This is a genomic window from Acinetobacter sp. SK-43 (genome assembly GCF_015351505.1).
Taxonomy (GTDB): domain Bacteria; phylum Pseudomonadota; class Gammaproteobacteria; order Pseudomonadales; family Moraxellaceae; genus Acinetobacter; species Acinetobacter junii.
Genome location: NZ_JADKPY010000076.1, coordinates 1 through 19,071 on the forward strand (window position 1 = coordinate 1; position 19,071 = coordinate 19,071).

The 19,071-nt window shown below is 35.3% G+C and carries 12 protein-coding genes, 1 tRNA gene, 5 pseudogenes and 1 other annotated feature; of the genes and pseudogenes, 10 read left to right on the top strand and 8 right to left on the bottom strand.

All coding sequences use genetic code 11. The features are described from left to right. Positions 1–679 (bottom strand): hypothetical protein (locus tag IRT38_RS14220; protein WP_260523784.1); only part of this gene is annotated, 679 nt, incomplete at its 3' end. 258 nt (positions 680–937) lie between these two features. Here IRT38_RS14220 and IRT38_RS14225 point away from each other — a divergent pair. After that, positions 938–1,975: a L,D-transpeptidase gene (locus IRT38_RS14225; protein WP_194598064.1), complete on the top strand. Its 1,038-nt coding sequence runs from the start codon at positions 938–940 to the stop codon at positions 1,973–1,975. A gap of 78 nt (positions 1,976–2,053) precedes the next feature. Here the strand turns inward: IRT38_RS14225 and IRT38_RS17590 are convergent. Next, positions 2,054–2,271: pseudogene (locus IRT38_RS17590) on the bottom strand (NF045616 family extracytoplasmic (lipo)protein); the annotation flags it as partial. Between the two features lie 365 nt (positions 2,272–2,636). Between IRT38_RS17590 and IRT38_RS14230 the strand changes: the two are divergent. Then, positions 2,637–3,017, top strand: a complete 381-nt coding sequence (locus IRT38_RS14230; RefSeq protein ID WP_260523785.1) for an IS982 family transposase — start codon at positions 2,637–2,639, stop codon at positions 3,015–3,017. Here the strand turns inward: IRT38_RS14230 and IRT38_RS14235 are convergent. After that, positions 2,986–3,318: pseudogene (locus IRT38_RS14235) on the bottom strand (phage late control D family protein); the annotation flags it as partial. The gene IRT38_RS14230 and the pseudogene IRT38_RS14235 sit on opposite strands and share 32 nt — an antisense overlap. A gap of 99 nt (positions 3,319–3,417) precedes the next feature. Here IRT38_RS14235 and IRT38_RS14240 point away from each other — a divergent pair. After that, a pseudogene (locus IRT38_RS14240) lies at positions 3,418–3,738 on the top strand (helix-turn-helix domain-containing protein); the annotation flags it as partial. Between the two features lie 36 nt (positions 3,739–3,774). On the opposite strand, the pseudogene IRT38_RS14245 reads toward IRT38_RS14240, so the two are convergent. Next, positions 3,775–5,008 (bottom strand): annotated as a pseudogene (locus IRT38_RS14245) (IS3 family transposase). Then, positions 4,617–4,733: a sequence feature (AL1L pseudoknot), on the bottom strand. Its footprint overlaps the pseudogene before it by 117 nt. 92 nt (positions 5,009–5,100) lie before the next feature. Here IRT38_RS14245 and IRT38_RS14250 point away from each other — a divergent pair. After that, on the top strand, positions 5,101–5,652 hold the full coding sequence (locus IRT38_RS14250; RefSeq protein ID WP_194598083.1) for a hypothetical protein: 552 nt from the start codon (positions 5,101–5,103) through the stop codon (positions 5,650–5,652). Positions 5,653–5,954: 302 nt separating this feature from the next. Here IRT38_RS14250 and IRT38_RS14255 read toward each other — a convergent pair. After that, a tRNA-Ser gene (locus IRT38_RS14255) sits at positions 5,955–6,044 on the bottom strand. 96 nt (positions 6,045–6,140) lie between these two features. Next, a pseudogene (locus IRT38_RS14260) lies at positions 6,141–6,488 on the bottom strand (GreA/GreB family elongation factor); the annotation flags it as partial. 108 nt (positions 6,489–6,596) lie between these two features. On the opposite strand from IRT38_RS14260, the gene gmtY reads away from it, so the two are divergent. From gmtY to IRT38_RS14290, 6 genes are all read left to right on the top strand, one after another. After that, complete coding sequence (gmtY, locus tag IRT38_RS14265; RefSeq protein WP_004660863.1) at positions 6,597–7,907, top strand: gamma-mobile-trio recombinase GmtY; 1,311 nt, start codon at positions 6,597–6,599, stop codon at positions 7,905–7,907. Next, positions 7,904–10,672 (top strand): VPA1269 family protein, encoded by a 2,769-nt coding sequence (locus IRT38_RS14270; protein ID WP_004660861.1) that lies wholly within the window; start codon positions 7,904–7,906, stop codon positions 10,670–10,672. The genes gmtY and IRT38_RS14270 overlap by 4 nt, the downstream gene beginning before the upstream one ends. Beyond that, entirely contained in the window at positions 10,662–11,270 is a 609-nt protein-coding gene (gene gmtX / locus IRT38_RS14275; RefSeq protein WP_004660860.1) for a gamma-mobile-trio protein GmtX, read from the top strand. The genes IRT38_RS14270 and gmtX overlap by 11 nt, the downstream gene beginning before the upstream one ends. Continuing rightward, positions 11,267–11,746, top strand: coding sequence for a transcription elongation factor GreB (gene greB / locus IRT38_RS14280; RefSeq protein WP_004660857.1), 480 nt, complete (start codon positions 11,267–11,269; stop codon positions 11,744–11,746). The genes gmtX and greB overlap by 4 nt, the downstream gene beginning before the upstream one ends. A 65-nt stretch (positions 11,747–11,811) precedes the next feature. Continuing rightward, complete coding sequence (locus IRT38_RS14285; protein ID WP_004660856.1) at positions 11,812–13,032, top strand: DUF4297 family anti-phage-associated protein; 1,221 nt, start codon at positions 11,812–11,814, stop codon at positions 13,030–13,032. Then, complete coding sequence (locus tag IRT38_RS14290) at positions 13,029–14,705, top strand: ATP-binding protein (RefSeq protein WP_194598066.1); 1,677 nt, start codon at positions 13,029–13,031, stop codon at positions 14,703–14,705. Before IRT38_RS14285 ends, IRT38_RS14290 begins: the two co-directional genes overlap by 4 nt. A 68-nt stretch (positions 14,706–14,773) precedes the next feature. Here IRT38_RS14290 and IRT38_RS14295 read toward each other — a convergent pair whose 3' ends face one another. Continuing rightward, entirely contained in the window at positions 14,774–17,461 is a 2,688-nt protein-coding gene (locus IRT38_RS14295; RefSeq protein ID WP_004660852.1) for a DEAD/DEAH box helicase, read from the bottom strand. A 9-nt stretch (positions 17,462–17,470) separates the two neighbouring features. Beyond that, complete coding sequence (locus IRT38_RS14300; protein ID WP_194598067.1) at positions 17,471–19,015, bottom strand: site-specific DNA-methyltransferase; 1,545 nt, start codon at positions 19,013–19,015, stop codon at positions 17,471–17,473. Positions 19,016–19,071: the final 56 nt, after the last annotated feature.

The following is a 19,071-nucleotide window of genomic DNA, read 5'->3' on the forward strand; positions in this document are numbered from 1 at the left end:
TGAGGGTCACTGGCGTGTTGAATGCGGTGTTGTACGTGTCATCGCTTGCGACAGGTGGCGTGTTTGGTGTAGGTGCAAATGGAGACAAAGGTGTCCAGCTACCACCACCCAAACCATGTTCAAATGGCTTAATAACTGAAGATAATATTGGGTATTGAATTCCTAAAGGCGAAATATTATCTACCACCCGGTTCAACATTAATGGTTTGATACCATCAGCGACAGATGTTTCACCTGCCCGTGTCAGTTGAACAAAACGATGCCCACCTTGGGTAACATCAGGATCGCCCTCGAAAGACTCCCCTGCAATTTCAACGTAGTCCTTACCCTCTTTTTTGAATACGCGACCGTCGTCTAAGCGAACAACATCATTTTGTTGTTCAGATTCATTCATTTGCTGAAATGATTTTGCAAAATTTACAATTTTGTCGATATCTGAATTTGACTCGACCAGTAAGGAATTAAGACTGAAATTACCATCGTTATTGATTAAATCTTTGCCGTGTATTTCGACTACACGACCATTTGAAAGCTGCAATACGACATTGCTTTCTTCAGAAAGATGCAATACATCCTTTGCCTGAAGTTTCGCCCCTTTTTTTAGAATTAATTTTTTATTTGTATTGGAAAAGCGCCAAACATCACCATCAACCGAGATTACTTTTACTTTTGTATTCATTTATAACTTTACCTCAATTTAAATGTTCAGCCATATCAATTATTTATGCCTATATGGCTAAATTTATTTAGCGCGGACATAAAATCGTCCTAGATTAGTTAATTAATATACAATATTAACGTTACAGCTCATATACTTTTGCATGCTTAAGTTGGCATTTTTTTAACTAAAATTATTACAAAGGCGCATTTATTTAACTTTATTTAAACTATTGGTATTTTCATTTTGACAAATCGTTTTACCTTGGGATTAGCTACTATGTTGAGTCGTTTCTTAATTATTTGCTTGAGTAATATCTGTATTTTTTCAACTTATGCAAACGCACGAGAACCGCACAGTCTACTTAGTATTTCAACTAATGACCAGAACAATTTGGCATTGTTAAATCAACCCAGCACATGGTCTTTAGATAATCTAAATAAAGCTGAATGGTCAGACAATCTTGAAAAAGGCTATCTTCCTGTTTACGCAAAGTTACAAGTCCTGTTGAGTCGCCACTATTCATCTTCAGGGGCGATTGATGGTTCATTGGGCTTAAATACTGTTAAAGCGATTTCAGCTTTTCAAATTATGAAGGGTCTAAGTGGTGATGGAATCTTAGACGCAAATACTTGGCATCTTTTAAATGAAGATACAACCCAACCAACATTTATTGAATACACGATTACTGCACAAGACTTGAAGGGGCCTTATGCTCAATCTATTCCTATAGATTATGCTGAACAATCAAAGATGCGAGGTTTGTATTACACCCGTGTGACTGAGATGCTGGGTGAAAAGTTTCATATGGATGAATTGTTTTTACAAAAAATAAATTCAGGTGCAACTTTTAATAAAGTTGGTGAAAAGATTATTGTGGCAAATGTGAAAAACACGTTGCCAAAAAATATAAAAATGATTATCGCGCACAAAGGCTCAAAACAATTATATTTGCTTGATCAACAAAATAAGATGATTGCTTCTTTTCCTGCAACCATTGGTAGTGAAGATAATCCCTCACCATCTGGCACTCATGTGATTGGGAGCATTGTGCCAAATCCACACTACAGCTATAACCCTAAGAATTTTATTCAAGGCAAAAATCTTAAGCCTCTTAGTTTACCGCCCGGACCGAATAATCCAGTTGGAAATATTTGGATTGGTTTATCTCGACCTTCTTTTGGAATTCATGGGACACCCAACCCCGCTTTAATTTCTAAAACAGCTTCGCATGGGTGTATTCGATTGACCAATTGGGACGCAAATAATTTATCTAAAATTGTTCGCAAAGGCATGACTGTCAGATTTTTGGAGTAGAAGCTATTTTTTAAAGGCTCACTTGCGTTTTTAACTATAGTTAAGATCGAATGATGAACCGTGATTTTATAAAGTATGTTAATCACATTTGGATTTTCCAGGTTCGATATATTTAACTTCCAAATCATTATTTTTATTTATGACACAAATACTTGCATGAAAACTTTTATTTGTATCTAAAACGATTTCGTAAGCAACATTCATTTCAATTTCTTTTAATAAAGGGATTGAGACGCATTTTTCTCATCTATAGGGAGAGGAACGTTGGTATATAGTTTCTCATATGTGCTTTTAAATTATTTATCGTAACCTGAGTTCGGGATAAGAAAAGTAAATAGATAAAGGCTCAAGAATGATGTAAAGTTTTGGTTCTCAAGACAAAATCTAAATCACCAAGAGCCTCTCCATGGACAATATTACCGAACTTTTCTGCCACATTGATGATTTTTGTCTAGCTTTTGGGTCAGCTTTGCAAAAAGCACTCATTTCAACTGATCAAAAAACGAGAAACAGAGATAAGCCTGTCTGAAATTATGACTATCGTCATTTTATTTCACTATTCGGGTTATCGATTTTTCAAATCCTATTACTGCAACATGATCCAATGGTTCGGAAGTCAGCGTTCCCCAACTTGCCAAGCTATAACCGAATGATTGAGTTGATGCCACGATGCTTACAGGCGCTCAGTAGCTTCTTTCATACCGTGAAAGGACAGTGCACAGACATTAGCCTGATCGACTCTACAAAAATCAAGGTATGCGACAACCGACGCATTCATCGACATAAGGTATTTAAAGGTTTAGCTGAACGAGGAAAAACCAGTATGGATTGGTTCTATGGTTTTAAGCTTCATCTGATTATCAATAACTTGGGTGAGATCGTTAGCTTAAAAATAAAAGCAGGGAATGTCCACGATGTCAGGGTGGTCAATGAATTAAGTCGAGATATTATAGGGCTTTTACTGGGCGATAAGGGTTATGTGAGCAAAAAGCTGGAAACAGAGCCTGCCCAAAGTCATGGTCGCTTTCGTTGTTTTGCATGATAAAGGGACGGATGTCGTATTCTTGACTGAGTCCGCTTAAATCGAGTGTGAGGCTAGAAGCGAATAAAGGGCTTTTGTTCTGCCATTCTTTGAATAGGATTTCCACTACATCTCGCACGCTTTTGTTCATAAATACGCGGCTATTGCGGCGTTGTTTCCAAAGTGCGGTCGGGTCTTCTATGCTGAGCTTGTAGACGGTGAGGCTACCGTCCGATTGCCCTTGTAAGGCTTGTGTGATAATGCCTGTGGTGCGAAATAACTGACCTGCATCGGTGACTTGATCAATTGCAACTTGACTACCTGTATTAGTTCAGACTTAATCTGACATAGGTCTTGAAAAAGAAGAAGTTACCGATTTTGATTAAAGGTGTCGAATCTCAATCAATAAAGGTAACTTCTCATGTTGCATACTAACAATCAAATCATCAAACACAAAGTCGGTCTGCTGAATTTAGCAGAAGAACTCCAAAACGTATCCAAAGCTTGTAAAGTCATGGGCGTATCTAGAGATACATTCTATCGTTATCAAGAACTTGCCAGTACAGGGAATGTCGATGCCCTCATCAATCGGAGTCGTAGAACTCCAAATTTGAAAAACCGTGTTGATGAACAAACTGTGATTGACTTTGCAATTCAATATCCAGCTTATGGTCAGCATCGAACCAGTAACGAGCTACGCCAGATTGGCATCTTTGTATCTGGGAGCGGTGTACGCTCTATGAACCGTACCGGGTTTGTCGGAGACTTTTTATTTAAGTTAGGCCACCTGACCTAACGGGTTAATCTTATCATAGTACATTGCTTCAAACTCAAAAGGCGATACATAACCCAGTGCACTGTGTACACGCTTTTTATTGAACCAATCTACCCAGTTTAGTGTCGCAAGTTGTACATCTGCTAAACCTTGCCAATCTGCTTTTAGATATTCAATCACCTCTGTTTTGTATAAGCCATTCACCGTTTCAGCCAAAGCATTATCGTATGAATCACCCGTCGTACCGACTGATGCTCGTAAATTTGCTGCTTCTAAACGATGGGTATAACGAATGGAAAGATATTGCACACCTCTGTCGGAATGATGAATCACATTCTTTGGCATGCCTCGATCATGCAATGCTTGCTCTAATGCATCGAGCACCATATCTGTATTCATTCGTGTAGATACTTTCCAGCCAACAATGGCTCGTGAGAACACATCAATAATAAATGCGGTGTAGACCCAGCCAGAATTGGTTTGAATATACGTAAAGTCACTGACCTGAGAAGCACTGCTTCGCAAGGGTCAGGATGATCAGCAGTAAAATTACGTTTCACTAAATCATCTGCCCGTTTTTGGTCATCTCGGTTACGGGTGCTTTGTTTATTCTTACAACGCCAAACACCTTGTATACCTAGCTTTTTCATTAATCGAGCAACAGTACAGCGTGCAATAACATAACCCTCACGTTTTAATTTTTGCCAGACTTTACGTACACCATATCGACCTGAACTTTCCTTCCAAATTCGTTTAATTTGTTCAGCATGATGCTCATCATGTAGATCTCGTTTCGCTCGATGTTCTGGATTGTCAGCGAGATCTAAAGTTCGGTAATAGGTTGAAGCTGCGATCGGTAAAATCCTACAAATCGCATCAACACCATATCGATCTTTATTGTTATGGATAAAATCCACCATTATTTGTATGGGCGGTCGAGCTCCGCCTGGGCGAAAAAAGTGGCTGCTTTACGTAGAATTTCATTGGCACGCTTTAATTCTTTAATTTCACGTTCCATTTGCTTCATTTTTTCTTGATCAGATATCTGTTGTACTTTAATAGGATTTTGCTGATCTAAATGCTTTTGATGCCAGGCACGAAGTGTTTCAGGAGTACAACCGATCTTAGGCGCAATTGCTGTGATTGCAGCCCAAGTAGAAGGATAATCTTTTTCAGATTCAATCAATAATTGAACCGCTCTTTCTCTGATTTCAGGGGTATATTTTAATTTTGTCATCGGGGTAGTCTCTCAGAATATTGAGTCTCCGACAAACCCGGTACGGTTCAAATACTAAATTTACGTACTTAAATAATCAATATGATCGTTTTATGGATGTCATTGCATCTGAAACTGATCTCTTCGAGGTTCACTCTCTTGTCATCCAACGCAAAAAAGTGAATGGTTTATATCCTCAATTTGGTGATGAGCATTTTATTGATCAATTAGCTAAGGAAATTCTAATTGACAAAGCAAAGCCAATCATCAAGCGAGTGTGGCAGAATCGAAAGAATAATGATGTGCTAGGTATATTATCTAAACGTGAAATGAATATATTTGGCAGTGAGACTTTACGTCTGATTTTCTTTGTGCAAAAGAAGTCTTCAGATTGGCAAGATTTCAGTGAATCTAACCTGTATACAGATCTACGGCCATTCTTCGTTGAAGATGCTGCTGACTATGTTGCTTTAGGAATGATCGCATCAATGAATGCAGGTGTACTTCCCTTATATCAATCTCAAGAGCATAACTATTACGATCTCAATCAGCTTCATGTTGGTGAACGATTGAAAGTGTTAAAAGCTCAAATCGTTGGTTCTGATTTCTGGATTCGAATTGATGACCATAATCCAACAGTTCGTATTGAACATAAACTTTATTAAAAAAATAGTAATACGAGGTTAAATCGGTCCTCAGTTCTCTTCGGAGACTGAGGACTTTTTTATATAGTGCAAAAAATATGCGTTTCAGAAAAGCAGATAAATAAATTTTCAGGAAATTTGAACTTAATTTCTGCTTTATTATTCTTAGATGGAATTGCCAACTACTAAATTCACTTTTCCAATTCCGCCCTTACCAATCCAAAATTATTTAATTTAATCCAACATTTGATGTGGGGTAGGTTGAGGGGTAAATGCACAAGTAAAAAAAAGCCCTTGTAAAAACAAGGGTTTATTTAGATATTTGGCGGAAGCGGTGAGATTCGAACTCACGGAGGACTCACACCCTCGTCGGTTTTCAAGACCGGTGCATTAAACCGCTCTGCCACGCTTCCAATGGCGGCTATCATATAAATAAAAATTCAACTTGGCAAATCTTTTATTCAAAATAATGCACTGAACGCTCAAAATAAAATCAACAGCTTATAAATTTATTGATTTTGAGATTTTTCATAGCGAATTGAATTGATATACCAAAGTTTTTTCCCTAGAGGAGTGATGACCTCAACTTCGTCGTCCACTTGTTTACTCAATAAAGCACGCGCCATTGGTGATTCAATGGATATATGTTGTGGATGATGATCATATATTTCATCGACACCGACGATACGTAAGGTTTTTTGCTCACCAGCATCATTTTCTATCTCAACCCAAGCCCCAAAGTAAACTTTTCCTTCTTGCTCAGGGACATAATCTACAATTTTTAATTCTTCTAAACGCTTTCCTAAATATCTAACCCTGCGATCAATTTTCCTAAGTAATTGTTTATTATATTGGTATTATAACCCCACCTTAAAACATACTATTTCTAGTATTCTGTATTGACAATAGATCAAATAATGATAAGTTTAAATTGAGAAAACCTCATACTTCATACTAAATAGTATATGGCTTACGTTAAGAAAATTTATGTAAATTACAAAGATTGTTCTACTCAAACCACCTTAGTCTTGCCTTGCCTCTTGACTGAGAAAGGAATCATCATTTCTCATTTGCGCTATTTGGCTTGGTTTAATTCAAAAAGTGAATCATGGAAAGAAAGATCTTGTTATGCACTTAAACTTTTATTGAAGTATATAAATTCAGTTCCACAAATTGAGAATGCTACTAAATTACTGAAAGCTTTCACCGAGGCATTAATCACAGGCACAATTGACCCAACAACCCGTACAGATTCTCTTAATCTTTATTGGCGACCACGCACAGTCAGAGATACCAATAATCTATTATTTCATATTACCCATTACACTGATTTTCTGACTTCACAAGATGAACATTCAACAATTCGTATAAATCCATTTCGCAAAGCCACAAGTTATGAAGAGCGTCTAAATTGGTGCGCTTATTATCATAAACAAGCAAATGTCTTTCTAAATCATTTAACTAAAAGAGATTTATCACAGCAGCAAGTTCGTTTGGTTGGATCGTTCAATGAAGACCTGATTGATTTTGAATATGCAGTTCGTTTCCCTGAAGATCAAATTGAAAGATTGATTTACTTAGGGTTCGAAAAAAATGGTAAATATGACTATAAATCGCAAGCGATTACGATGTTGATGAATTACGGTGGGCTTAGGAAAAGTGAAATTTTTCATATTTACACTTCAGATATCACATTAAACCCAAACCGTCCTCAAGAAGCTCTTGTTCGTGTTTATCATCCTGAATTAGGTCTAGCTCCAGACCCTCATTTCAAAAATAGACGTGAATTTCTTTTATCCAAAACATCATTGAAGCCTAGAAATAACTATCCATTTACCGAACGTTTATATGCAGGATGGAAGTCCCCATTACTTACATCTAAACAAGGTTACTTTGAGGTTGTATTTAACCCTCCTGAAAAAGCTAAAGATTTCTTATTAATTTGGGCAAACTATCTCAAATATCAGCGTGTAGAGCCGCTGAAAAGTAATCCACATCCTTTTGCATTTACAAATAATTTAGGTCAGCCTGAAACTATAAAAAACTTTCAACGCCTGCATAAACGTGCAGTAGAGCGTATCGGGCTAATTTGCAAAAAATCTCTTGGTACGACTGAGCATGGTCATCGTCATGCATATGGATTTCGTGCGCGTCAGGCTGGTTTAAATCAAGTCGAAATTCAAAAAGCTATGCATCATAAAAGCCCAACATCATGTCTTGTTTATATCAAACCAACAATTGAAGAAGTCCAAGAAAAGTTGAGAGCGATTAAATGATTAAACCTCAAGCAATCAGACGAATTGAAAGTAAACGATTTAATAAAGAGTTTTCGACTTTTCCTAGCTTAGATTCTTTAAAACAATTTTGTAAAAATGAAGGTATTACAAACTCAGTACTCTATAAACAGAAATATAGAGAATATGGGCTACCTGCTCATCCCGAAAGAATTTATGACGAATGGATTAGCTATAAAGATTTTTTTGAAATAGCTGATTTTATTTCATATGTCGAACTAAAAAATTTGATTGAAAACAAAAATCTTAAAAATGCGAAAGAGTACAAAGCTTTTATTTTAAAATTAAATGATCTAAGTCTTCCACTTGATCCACAAACTGCATATCCAAATGAATGGGAAAACTGGTATAAATTTTTAGGTAAAACAGAACCATTTAAGCCAGATTTTATTTCTTCTGACTATGTCACTTGGGCAATAAAAATTAAAGAATTTATGACTAAAGCTCGTGGTGGAGGTACTAAAGAAACTCAGCTTTGTCGTTTCGTTCGTCTTTATATTGAACAATTTGATAAAAGCAAAACACCACATGCTTTTCTTATACAGGAAAAATTCGATGTAAAACCCTTTCGAGATATTCTTGAAAATATAGAATCTGAACCTATGAGGAGGAAACTCGTTGTTTATGTCAATGAATTCTTAGATTACATTATTGACAATGATTTAACGATTGAAGATGAAGAAACAGGCGAAATAGTACGAGTCGATAATGCTAGAAATCCGTTCAGCCTTTTACTCAATCAACAAAATATATCATCTAGCTCAATCCGCTCTGAAACAACAAAGCCATGCTTACAATACCATTTTGTTAAAAAAGCTCAAGAATGGATTATTCCAACCAATGCAAAAAACTTTCAAGATTTAGAGCACCTTCATAAATTCGATGCAGATTGGGTAAAAGTAAGCTTTGATCAATTAGATTTACATGATTTAGATTGTGTATACCGTGTAATTGATAATCAAGCATATTTATGGTGCCCAACTGACTGGATTCATACTTATACACTCACTAAAGTTCCCTTAAGAGGACGACAAATCGCCTATAATGATTCTGGTGAAGCCGATGAGTATATTGCAGATTTAGATCAACAAAACAAAATCATTTGGCTAAAAAATAATTCCCCACTTTCACGATTAACCAAAGAACAATCGTTCATCAAAAGAATGCCTGATGGTCAAACAGGTATGTTTACCACTACAAATAAAACAAATAACAATGGGCAAGGCTACACAATTCCGTGGATACCCGAAGACTTAGCATATTGGCTTATTAGGCTAAGGAAATGGCAACAAAAATATAATTCTATCTCATACCCCAGTGCTTGGATTAATTGCCAAAGAACAAATTTAAATGAGGTACAAAGAAAAGCCAAAGGATTGAATTGTTTTCTTTTTAGGCGCTTTAATGATTTTGAACCAGCAAATGTCGGAAATGCTTTAACCCCAAGATTAGCGGCTGCTCTTTATAATATACAGCCCTCAAATCTTTGCTTAGCTACACTTGAAGGAAATAGAGCAATTTTAGGTGCATATAAGTCTAAATATACACCTCATAGCATGCGTGTTAGCCTCATTACAGCCTATGTTCTTGAAATGGGTATGCCTATTGAAATCGTGATGAAGATCGTTGGCCATAGCTCCGTGATCATGTCGATTTATTATTGCAAAGTTTCCAATCATGATATTAGAACTCGATTAGAAGAAGGTGAAAAAATAGCCTTAAAATCTGAAGTTGAATCAATTCAAAGGACAATTGAGCAAAATAAAATTGAAAGTGTTAAAAACCAATTAATTGGTAATAATTTGGAGTTACTGCAAGCTTTATCTAATGAGGTTCCTGCAGGAAATTTTATTTTTAGAGATTACGGTATTTGCCCTTTTGCAGCTTCAAGATGTGAGGATGGTGGTGAGTTAATAAAAAGTAGTTCATTCTATACCCCTACACCCCAAGGTTATTTAGGAACTCAGAATTGTATCCGTTGTAGACATTTTATAACTGGGCCTGCCTTTATTGGTGGTTTATTGGCAATTACAAATGAGATCTTACTCCAATCCAATGATCAATCTGAAATATGTTCGAAACTACAAATTAAAATCAATCAGATTAATCAAGATATTGATAATATTGAAAAAGAAGAATATATAGCCAATTTGAAGAAAGAAAAATTTGAAGGCACAGCAAACAGATCCAAGCTTGAGACTGAACTTCGAAATTTCGAATCTGAATATGAAACAGCCGCTAAAAAATTGGATATGCTTTTATGCGATATCCAATCGGCTTATAGTCATATTACGAAATGCCACAAGCTCATCAACAACAATCCCCTTATAGAGAGCGATGAAAAACTTTCCTTAATTACAGCCCCTAATGCTGAATTGATATTAGAAATGGAAGAAGTGAGCCATTATCAACAATTACAAGAAGTCTGTGAAAATGCAGCCATTTATAAATCTTGTAATGCAGATCAAGCTATTTATCCAAGAACTCAGCTCATTGATAAAATGGCAATGTTTAATGAAATTATGCCCGCTTTATTCATGTTATCTAAAGAACAGCAACTTTCAGCAGGCAATCAAATTTTCAAGTTATTGATGAGTCGTCTCAAATCTTGGGATAAAGTGCAAAGTGTTATAGATGGAAAGCTTAAACTAATAGAACTTTCTGAAACTGAACAAATTTCAAAATCAGAGATTGAACTCATTCTACATAATTCACCAAATTTAATTGAGGTAAGTCGTGAATCCTGAAGAGTTATTACATAAGTTAAAACATGGATCATCACTTAAAATCCAACAGTCACTCGATGCAATCTATGAAGTATGTATGGAGCAACAGGAACGTGGAATTCAGGATTTTTCTGTAAGTACGATTGCTAATTTAGGATTTAACAGAGGTGTTCCTAAAGCGCAAAGCATCAGAAATAAGACAGGTGAAAAATATAGAGCACTGATTCAATGTTTTGCAGATTCATCCCAGACGACTAAATTAACAAAACCATCTCCAACAGACAATGCGTGGATTGAAGAAATTCAAAACCCCAAACATCAGTTGCTTGTCCGTATTATGGCATCTGAGTTAAAGGAAGCTCAACAAATGATCCGTGAAATCATTCCACCTAAACAAAGGATTGATATTTATGATCATAAGAATATGATACCCGATGAATCTTTTAAGCTTTCTGATCAAGAAGTACGGGCATTACAATATTTATTGTCTACAGATTTCCAAAAAAAATGGAATTTAAAGCCTACACATTATGGTGAGCTTGTAGATGAGTCAAATAAGCCTGTTTTTAAAGTGTCAACATTGGATGCCTTACGCAAGGCTTTGGAGTATTTGTCTTGAATCGTAAATTATTAACGGTTGAAGGTTATCAACGTTTACAAGATGAGTTAAATGATTTAGTTCGTAAAGAACGTCCTGAAATTACTAAAATTGTGTCTTGGGCAGCCAGTCTAGGCGATCGATCGGAAAACGCTGATTACATCTATAATAAAAGAAAGTTACGTGAAATTGATCGTAGAATTAGATACTTAACCAAGCTTTTTGAGGTGGCACATAAAGTTGAATATAGCCCTGAACAAGATGGAAAAGCGTATTTTGGTGCTTGGGTTGAATTAGAGAATGACGACGGTGAAACCATTAAATTTCGCATAGTGGGTGACGAGGAGATTTATGGTAATAAAGACTATATTTCCCTCCAATCACCTATGGCTAAAGCTTGCTTAGGTAAGTCTGTAGATGATGAAGTCCAAGTACAAACACCTACTGGTAAGAAAATTTGGTATATTACAAACATTGTTTATAAAAAAGTCACTTAATAGTTTGTTTTTTCAAAATAAATCTAGTATAAAAAAACATACTTATAACATTTAAATAATTTGCTATGTCTGATTCAGATAGAAGTGCTGTTGACACACTAAAGGGTTATTTTTATCAATTTGATCAATCCATTCTTAAATTATTGAGTCTTGAATCACCTGAGGATAGCGTGGCTATAGAATGTCTTGAGGATATAGATATAAAAACAGCTACTGAGGTCTCAGCTATACAGTGTAAATATTATGCTAAGACAGAATACAATCATTCAGTGATTAAAGATGCTGTAAAGCACATGCTTAATCATTATAAAAAAGTAACTAAAGGAGAAAAACAAAAAATAAATTATCAAATCAATGGACATTATAAATCTGGTCATGAGAAGTTGCCTAATGAGTTAGACATAGATTTCCTAAAAAAACATTTTTTAACTTATACTGTAGAAAAAGTTAAACATGAACATCATATTGAACTTGGATTATCAGATACTGAGCTTGAAGATTTTTTATCATGCTTAAATATTAATATTAACTCCCCAGAATATACAATACAATACAATCAATTAATAGATTCACTGTGCACACACTTTAATTCAACAAGATATTCAGCAGAATCATTTTATTACAATAATTCCTTGCGAATTATTAAAGATTTATCAATTAATTCAATTAAGAAAGATAGGATGATTACTAAAAAAACATTCTTAGAAAAAGTAAATAATTCCAATATTCTTTTTAATGAATGGTTTATAAAAATAAAGGGAAAGAAATCACATTTTAAAAACCTTAAACAAGAATACTTTACATTCTTGAATATTGAACCATTTGAAAGATTCTTTTTAATAGAAATAGATCAAAGTACTTATTTTCGAAATGAACTCAAAGAATTAATTTTTATCATTTCTAAAAAGTGGTCAAAAATTTCAAAATATGGAACAATTTCTTTTTGTCCGTACATCTTAATTCATGGAATAGATTATTCTGAATTAATCGAGATTAAAACAGAGTTATTCAGAGAAAGATATAAATTTATTGATGGTCATGATTTCCAAGGAGCTGAATTTAATCCAACTTCAATTGTACAAGCAGCAACTTACCAAAATCAAATTAAGATTAAAATATTAAATATGTTGACAAATTTGGAACTGACCCTTAATTCTATTCCTACTAAAACTAAGAAAGTTTATCAATTTTTTATCACGTCTCCTTACTTTGAATGCTCAAACCCTTCAATTGGAATACACAACATTCAAATTGAACATATTACAGATATTAAGGAAATCATATGATTGTTTCGAATCCAGATGAAAAAATAAATGCTCAAGTCATAGCTGTATTCCCCAATAAAGTAAAAATCGTTGTCGAAGATTTAGAGAATTTTAAAATTGCTGAAGAGTCATTAAAAGTTGGTTCATATTTAAAAATTGCAGATAATGAAAATGCAGTTTTAATAGCTGTAATTGAAAATTTTCAAATTTCTGTAGGCGAAGGTGTACAAAACTATATCATTGAAGCATTTCCTTTAGGGGTGCTTAGAAATGGAAAATTTGAACGTGGAGGTGATTCATTAGCTATTCCTCCAAAAGAAGTAGTTCCAGCAACTATAGAAGACATAAAAAAGATATATGAGGATACAGTTAATTCAGCAGAAAGCTTTACTTTTTCAAATCTTTCTTCAAATACAGAGGTCGCTGTACCAATTAATGGGAACAAGTTTTTTAATAAACATATTGCTATAGTTGGTTCAACTGGTTCAGGAAAATCTCATACTCTAGCAAAAATTATCCAAAAGGCGACCTCTGAGAAAAATGAGAATTTTCATTTAAATAATTCTCACGTTATCGTCTTTGATATTCATTCTGAATATAAAATGGCTTTTCCTAATGCAAGTTACATTGATATTTCGAATTTAACTCTTCCATATTGGATGTTAAATAGTGAAGAATTAGAAGAATTTTTCCTAGATACAGAAGCTAATGATCATAATCAACGTAATATTTTCAAAGAATCTATAATATTAGATAGAAAACAAAAGTTTACTGGTGAAGAGCAAGATAAACAAAGAATTCATCTTGATTCTCCAATACCATTTGATATTAATGAGGTTTTAAATTTTGCTAAATTTAAAAATACTGAACAAATTGATACTGGCGATACTTATGCTTCAGGTGAGAAAAAAGGACAACCTAAACTTAATCAAGGTAGTCTGTATGGCAAATTAACAAATTTTATTAATCGACTCGAAAATAAAATTAATGATAAAAGACTAGATTTTTTCCTTGGGGATAAATCTAAAAATATTACATTTGAAGAAACCTTACAATCTCTTTTAGGTTTCACCCCAAATAAAGAATCAAATATCACTGTTATTGACCTTAGTGGTGTTCCTTTTGAAGTATTGAGTATAACAGTATCTCTAATATCAAGATTAGTCTTTGAATATGGTTATATATACAAAAAATTACGTTGCTTAGATAATCCTGATGAAAAAATTAATAATGATGCACCTATTCTACTAGTATATGAGGAGGCACATAAATATGTGCCTAATAGTGATTTATCAAAATATAGATCTTCAAAAATGTCAATTGAAAGAATCGCCAAAGAAGGACGAAAATATGGTGTCACTCTGCTGTTAGCGAGTCAGCGACCTTCTGAAATTTCTGAAACTATTTTTGCACAATGCAATAACTTCATAGCGATGAGACTTACTAATCCTGTCGATCAAGCCTATGTCAGAAAACTATTACCAGACTCTTTAGGTTCATTAATTGATAAAATGACTTCATTTAAACAAGGTGAGGCTCTCTTAGTTGGTGAATCTATAATTCTTCCATCTATTGTTCAGATCGAACCATGCTCTATTGCTCCATCATCAAATGATATCCCGTATTGGGAACTATGGAAAAATAAATGGAAAGATATAGATTTATCTAAAATAAAAGCTGAATGGCACAAATAATTTAGATTATCTTGACTAAGAGTGAATAAATTATTTTCTCTTAGTCAATTAAAAATAATTTTTTAATTTCAAAGCAAAACTGTATTAATCTGCTCGTCCAAACTACGTCCAAATTCATCTTGCTTTTTCGCCATCAAGAAGAGACGGTTACCATTGCTGTCTTTAGCCCATTGCTTACCAATAGCATTTTTCACACGAGCATCATCAGCCGTATCTAAATGCCCACCTTTGTATTCCAAAACAAAAATCGAACCATCCACTAATTCGGCAACGAAGTCAGGATAAAAATAATCTTTCTCTGTTGGTAACCAAAATGAAGTATGTGGCTGTTTAGGAATATTACGCACCCAATATTTAACTTTAGGGTGTAGATCTAATAGCTGGGCGCATTGAAATTCTTCTGAAATCTTGCCTGAATCGGTCTTTTCTCTTAAATCATCGATTGCAACATAAAAATGCTTTTTAAATTTATAGCTTCCACGATAAGGCATTCGGACTGGATAAACACCTCGTTTAAACTCAAAATTATTTTCAAGTTTAGAGTCATGGCTGACTTGTAACTGACTGAATAAATCACCTTGGAATGCTTTTTTACGTGCAAGCTCAAATAAACGATCTAATTCATTGGACACAGCTAAAGCCAACTGGAACTGTGCACGATGCAATTGAGTCAAAGTAAAATTACGCACATTCAATAAATAGCTGATCAGCTTAGTCAAATAAGCTCGCAATTGAATTTGCGTAACACCCTGTCGTCTTGTTTTACGATCAAGCCAATTGAGCAAATCATTTTCAGTAATTGGTGTTGGCATATCTGCAAATTGGATTTGCTGACTGTTTAGATGTTCGTAACTTAATTGTTGATCTTGAAGATTAAGGTCAATCTCAAAGCTATTTACAGTTTCTTTGATATTAAAACCGTCCAATTGAACAGGATAATCCAGCAAGTCCCATTCAACAGAATCTTCAATCGTTTCTTTATCTGCAACTTGCCACACACCATCAACAAATAAACCGAGCTGTGGAATTAAGGCAAATGTCGCATCCCAGTTTTCAGGTGCTTGATAGGCTTGTCGTTCAGCACGAGCATCTTTAAATACTTCTTGCACATGCGTTTTTTGTTTAGGCGTAGCTTGCTCAATAATGGCTTGTTCAATTCGATCAAATTCTTCGTCTGACGTACCTTTATTGATAATTAAAGCCGTACCTTGACTGGTTTCTCTCGCTTGAACTGCTGCTTTCACGTCATTGGGTAAATCGTCTTGTTTCAATGCAAATGGCACAGAAATCAGCACTTCAGGTGTTTTGGGCTTTGTTATTTCCCCACCCGTTTGTTCTAAATCAAATTGCTGCTGTGGATTTGCTACAATTGCGGTGTCAGCTTCCCATTTGTTAAAGCCCATATTTGCAACCATACGGTCTTTTAGGGTGGCTGTGGCTTGTGCAATAGAACTAGAAATCACATGGGCATAGGCTTTGTTGAGTTCGTCATTTTGGCGTAATTTAGCATAAGGCATCCGCAATACACGACCCAGCAATTGTTCAACATCTGTTGCCGAATTAATGTTTTGTAGACTCGCCAAAACATAGGCAAATGAACAATCCCAACCCTCTTTTAACGCTTCAACGGTTATCACAATCTTGATTTTACAATCAGGACTAAACAAATTCTGATCATCCAATTCTTTGGTCTGACCTGTCGAAATTGCGATCCAATCTTCGGAGATATTTTCATAGTCATTTAGCAAATGTTGCTTTACCACTTCAACATTGGCTTCACCATTTTTATCTTGTGCCTGTATGAGCAAAATCGGTCGAATGTACTCATGTTCTTTCTGTGCAAGCAACTCCAATTTTTCACGCTGGATCAGTGCATCTCGAACACAATCTTGCCAACTATGCGGGTGCTCTGTCAGTACCACAGGCAATTTAATCATTTCAGCTGCTTTTAATTCCGCTGCGGAAACGGAATACAGTACATTATTGTCTTTTGGGGTTGCTGTCAGCTCTACTAAACAACTTGGATTCAAGCGTTGTAGCGTTGGAAAAAAGGTTTTGCCGCCTCTGTTTTTATGTGCCTCATCCACAATAATAATCGGTCGATGCAAATGAAAAAAATTGACCAGTGAATGTTTTACACGACCAATGTCTTTTTCAGTCAAAAACTTTTGGTATTGCAATGTGTCTGCTGTGACCCTATCCATATTTTCAATTTTTGCAGGGTTCAGTTTGGTAAAATGTTCACTTAATGATTCATCAAACGCATAGGCATTGCGCTGGAAAGTTTTTTCTTTATCAATGTTAAAAATTTGAATCGTAGTCACAATCACAATGCACGATTGACCCACATCATGTTTGTTTAGTGTTTGCAGGCTTTCAATATCACAAACTTTTAATCGGTCGCCATAATGACTTTGCAAGGCTTGGCGATACGGATGTTGCACATTCGAGAGTGCAGCCAAAGTTTGCTGACGGATCATGTCTGTTGGCACAAGCCATAACACAATTGGGCTATCTGTATTCACATAGTTCTGTGCTGCAATAGGGATACTATGCGCTGCAAGCAAGGTTTTACCGCCACCAGTTGGCACACGCAAACAAACACTTGGAATACCATCTAATCGGTCGCTATAAGCAATATGCTCACCAACACACCGCTTAAAAGCTCTTTCTGCCCCAAATGATGCAGCTAAGGTAAAAAATTGCTCTAAAGCTTGTAAAGACTGATGTTGATAATTTTTTAATTGAAGTGACATGAATAATCCTTACTTAGCCTTATTGCCATAGAGTGAATATGGAATTTGTTTAAACTCGATATTCAATGCTTCCAATCGAGCAGGACTTAAACGGGAGGCTTCGCCAATCACGATTCGTTTACCATCATGGGCATGACATTCATTCAAATGATTCAATACAGATGACGTAAGGACATTTCCACCATTTGGTCGTCGATCACCTAAAATACCGTTATACAGCAAATAGTAGGCTGTACCTTCATGAATACCTAAGAATGGATTATCAAAATTTTCAGTTTGGTTTAATGCAAATTTTGTTTCTAACCACCATACATAACTAGCAAGGTCTTTAAACTTCACATCGGCATTTAAGAAACCGTTATCATCGAAAACAGGGCTACCTAAAGTATAGAAGCTAAAACCACCACCACCTTGCCAATTAACAGCTTTGGAAATACCACCTTGTTCACCGTCAATGACTTTTTCAAGACGTGGGATCACATGGGTTTTTGCATGCTCACCCATTTCGATACCGATATAATGTCTTCCCATCTTGTGGGCTACAGCTACAGTTGTTGCCGAACCAAGGAAAGAGTCAAGAACAATATCACCTTGATTTGATGCAATATGAATAACTTTTTCCATCAATCGTTCTGGTTTAGGGCTAGAAAAAGTTTCATCCTTTCCAAATAAAAATTGGCTCTCTTTTTTTGCTTCATCAGTATGACCATGGTCATCATGATTCCACCAAGTCCATGGAACTACACCCTTAACCTCAGATAAATAACGAATAATATTTGGCTGAGAATCACTATTTTTACCAAAATATATTCGTCCCTCTTCTAATAATCTATCGAATGTAGCTCTTGAAACCCCCCAACAACGCCCTTCAGGAGGTGTAAATGTCTTTCCAGATGGACTTACAACTTCATAAAATTGTTCAGGTGTAGCATGACCAGCTTGAGCCGTCATTGGAATACCACGCCATCTACCTTTTGGATCATTATTTGGATTTTTATATACTTTTGCTTGTGTTTCATTCATTGGAACGAGATTTCGAACTTGCTTAAAGCTCATTATATTTTTTGCATAGACAAGCAAATGATCATGTGCGTCACCGATTGCTTCGCGATTTTCTCTAGAATATCTTTTCTGCCAAACTATATTTGCTACAAAATTTTTACGACCAAAAATCTCATCACATAAAACTTTTAAATAATGAGCTTCATTATCATCAAGTGTAATCCAAATCGAACCATCTTCAGTCAAAAGCTCTTTTAATAGTTGTAAGCGTGGATACATCATCGAAAGCCATTGGGCATGCTCTAACTTATCGTCATAATGCTCAAAAGCGGTTTGTGTATTGTATGGTGGATCAATAAAAATACATTTCACCCGACCACCAAAAAGTGGTAACAAGGCTTTCAATGCCTGTAAATTATCACCTTGAATAATCAGGTTTTCTTTTGCTTGTTCGACATCACCATATGATTTTTCGAATTTTAAAAGGTGATATGGAACTTGGGTTGCTGTTTCTTCAGCTTGGTTTCGATTGACCCAATCAAGTAAAGGCATGACATCACTGAATGTAAGATAAAAATTGACTTTATTTTATCAAAAACTAGCCTTTA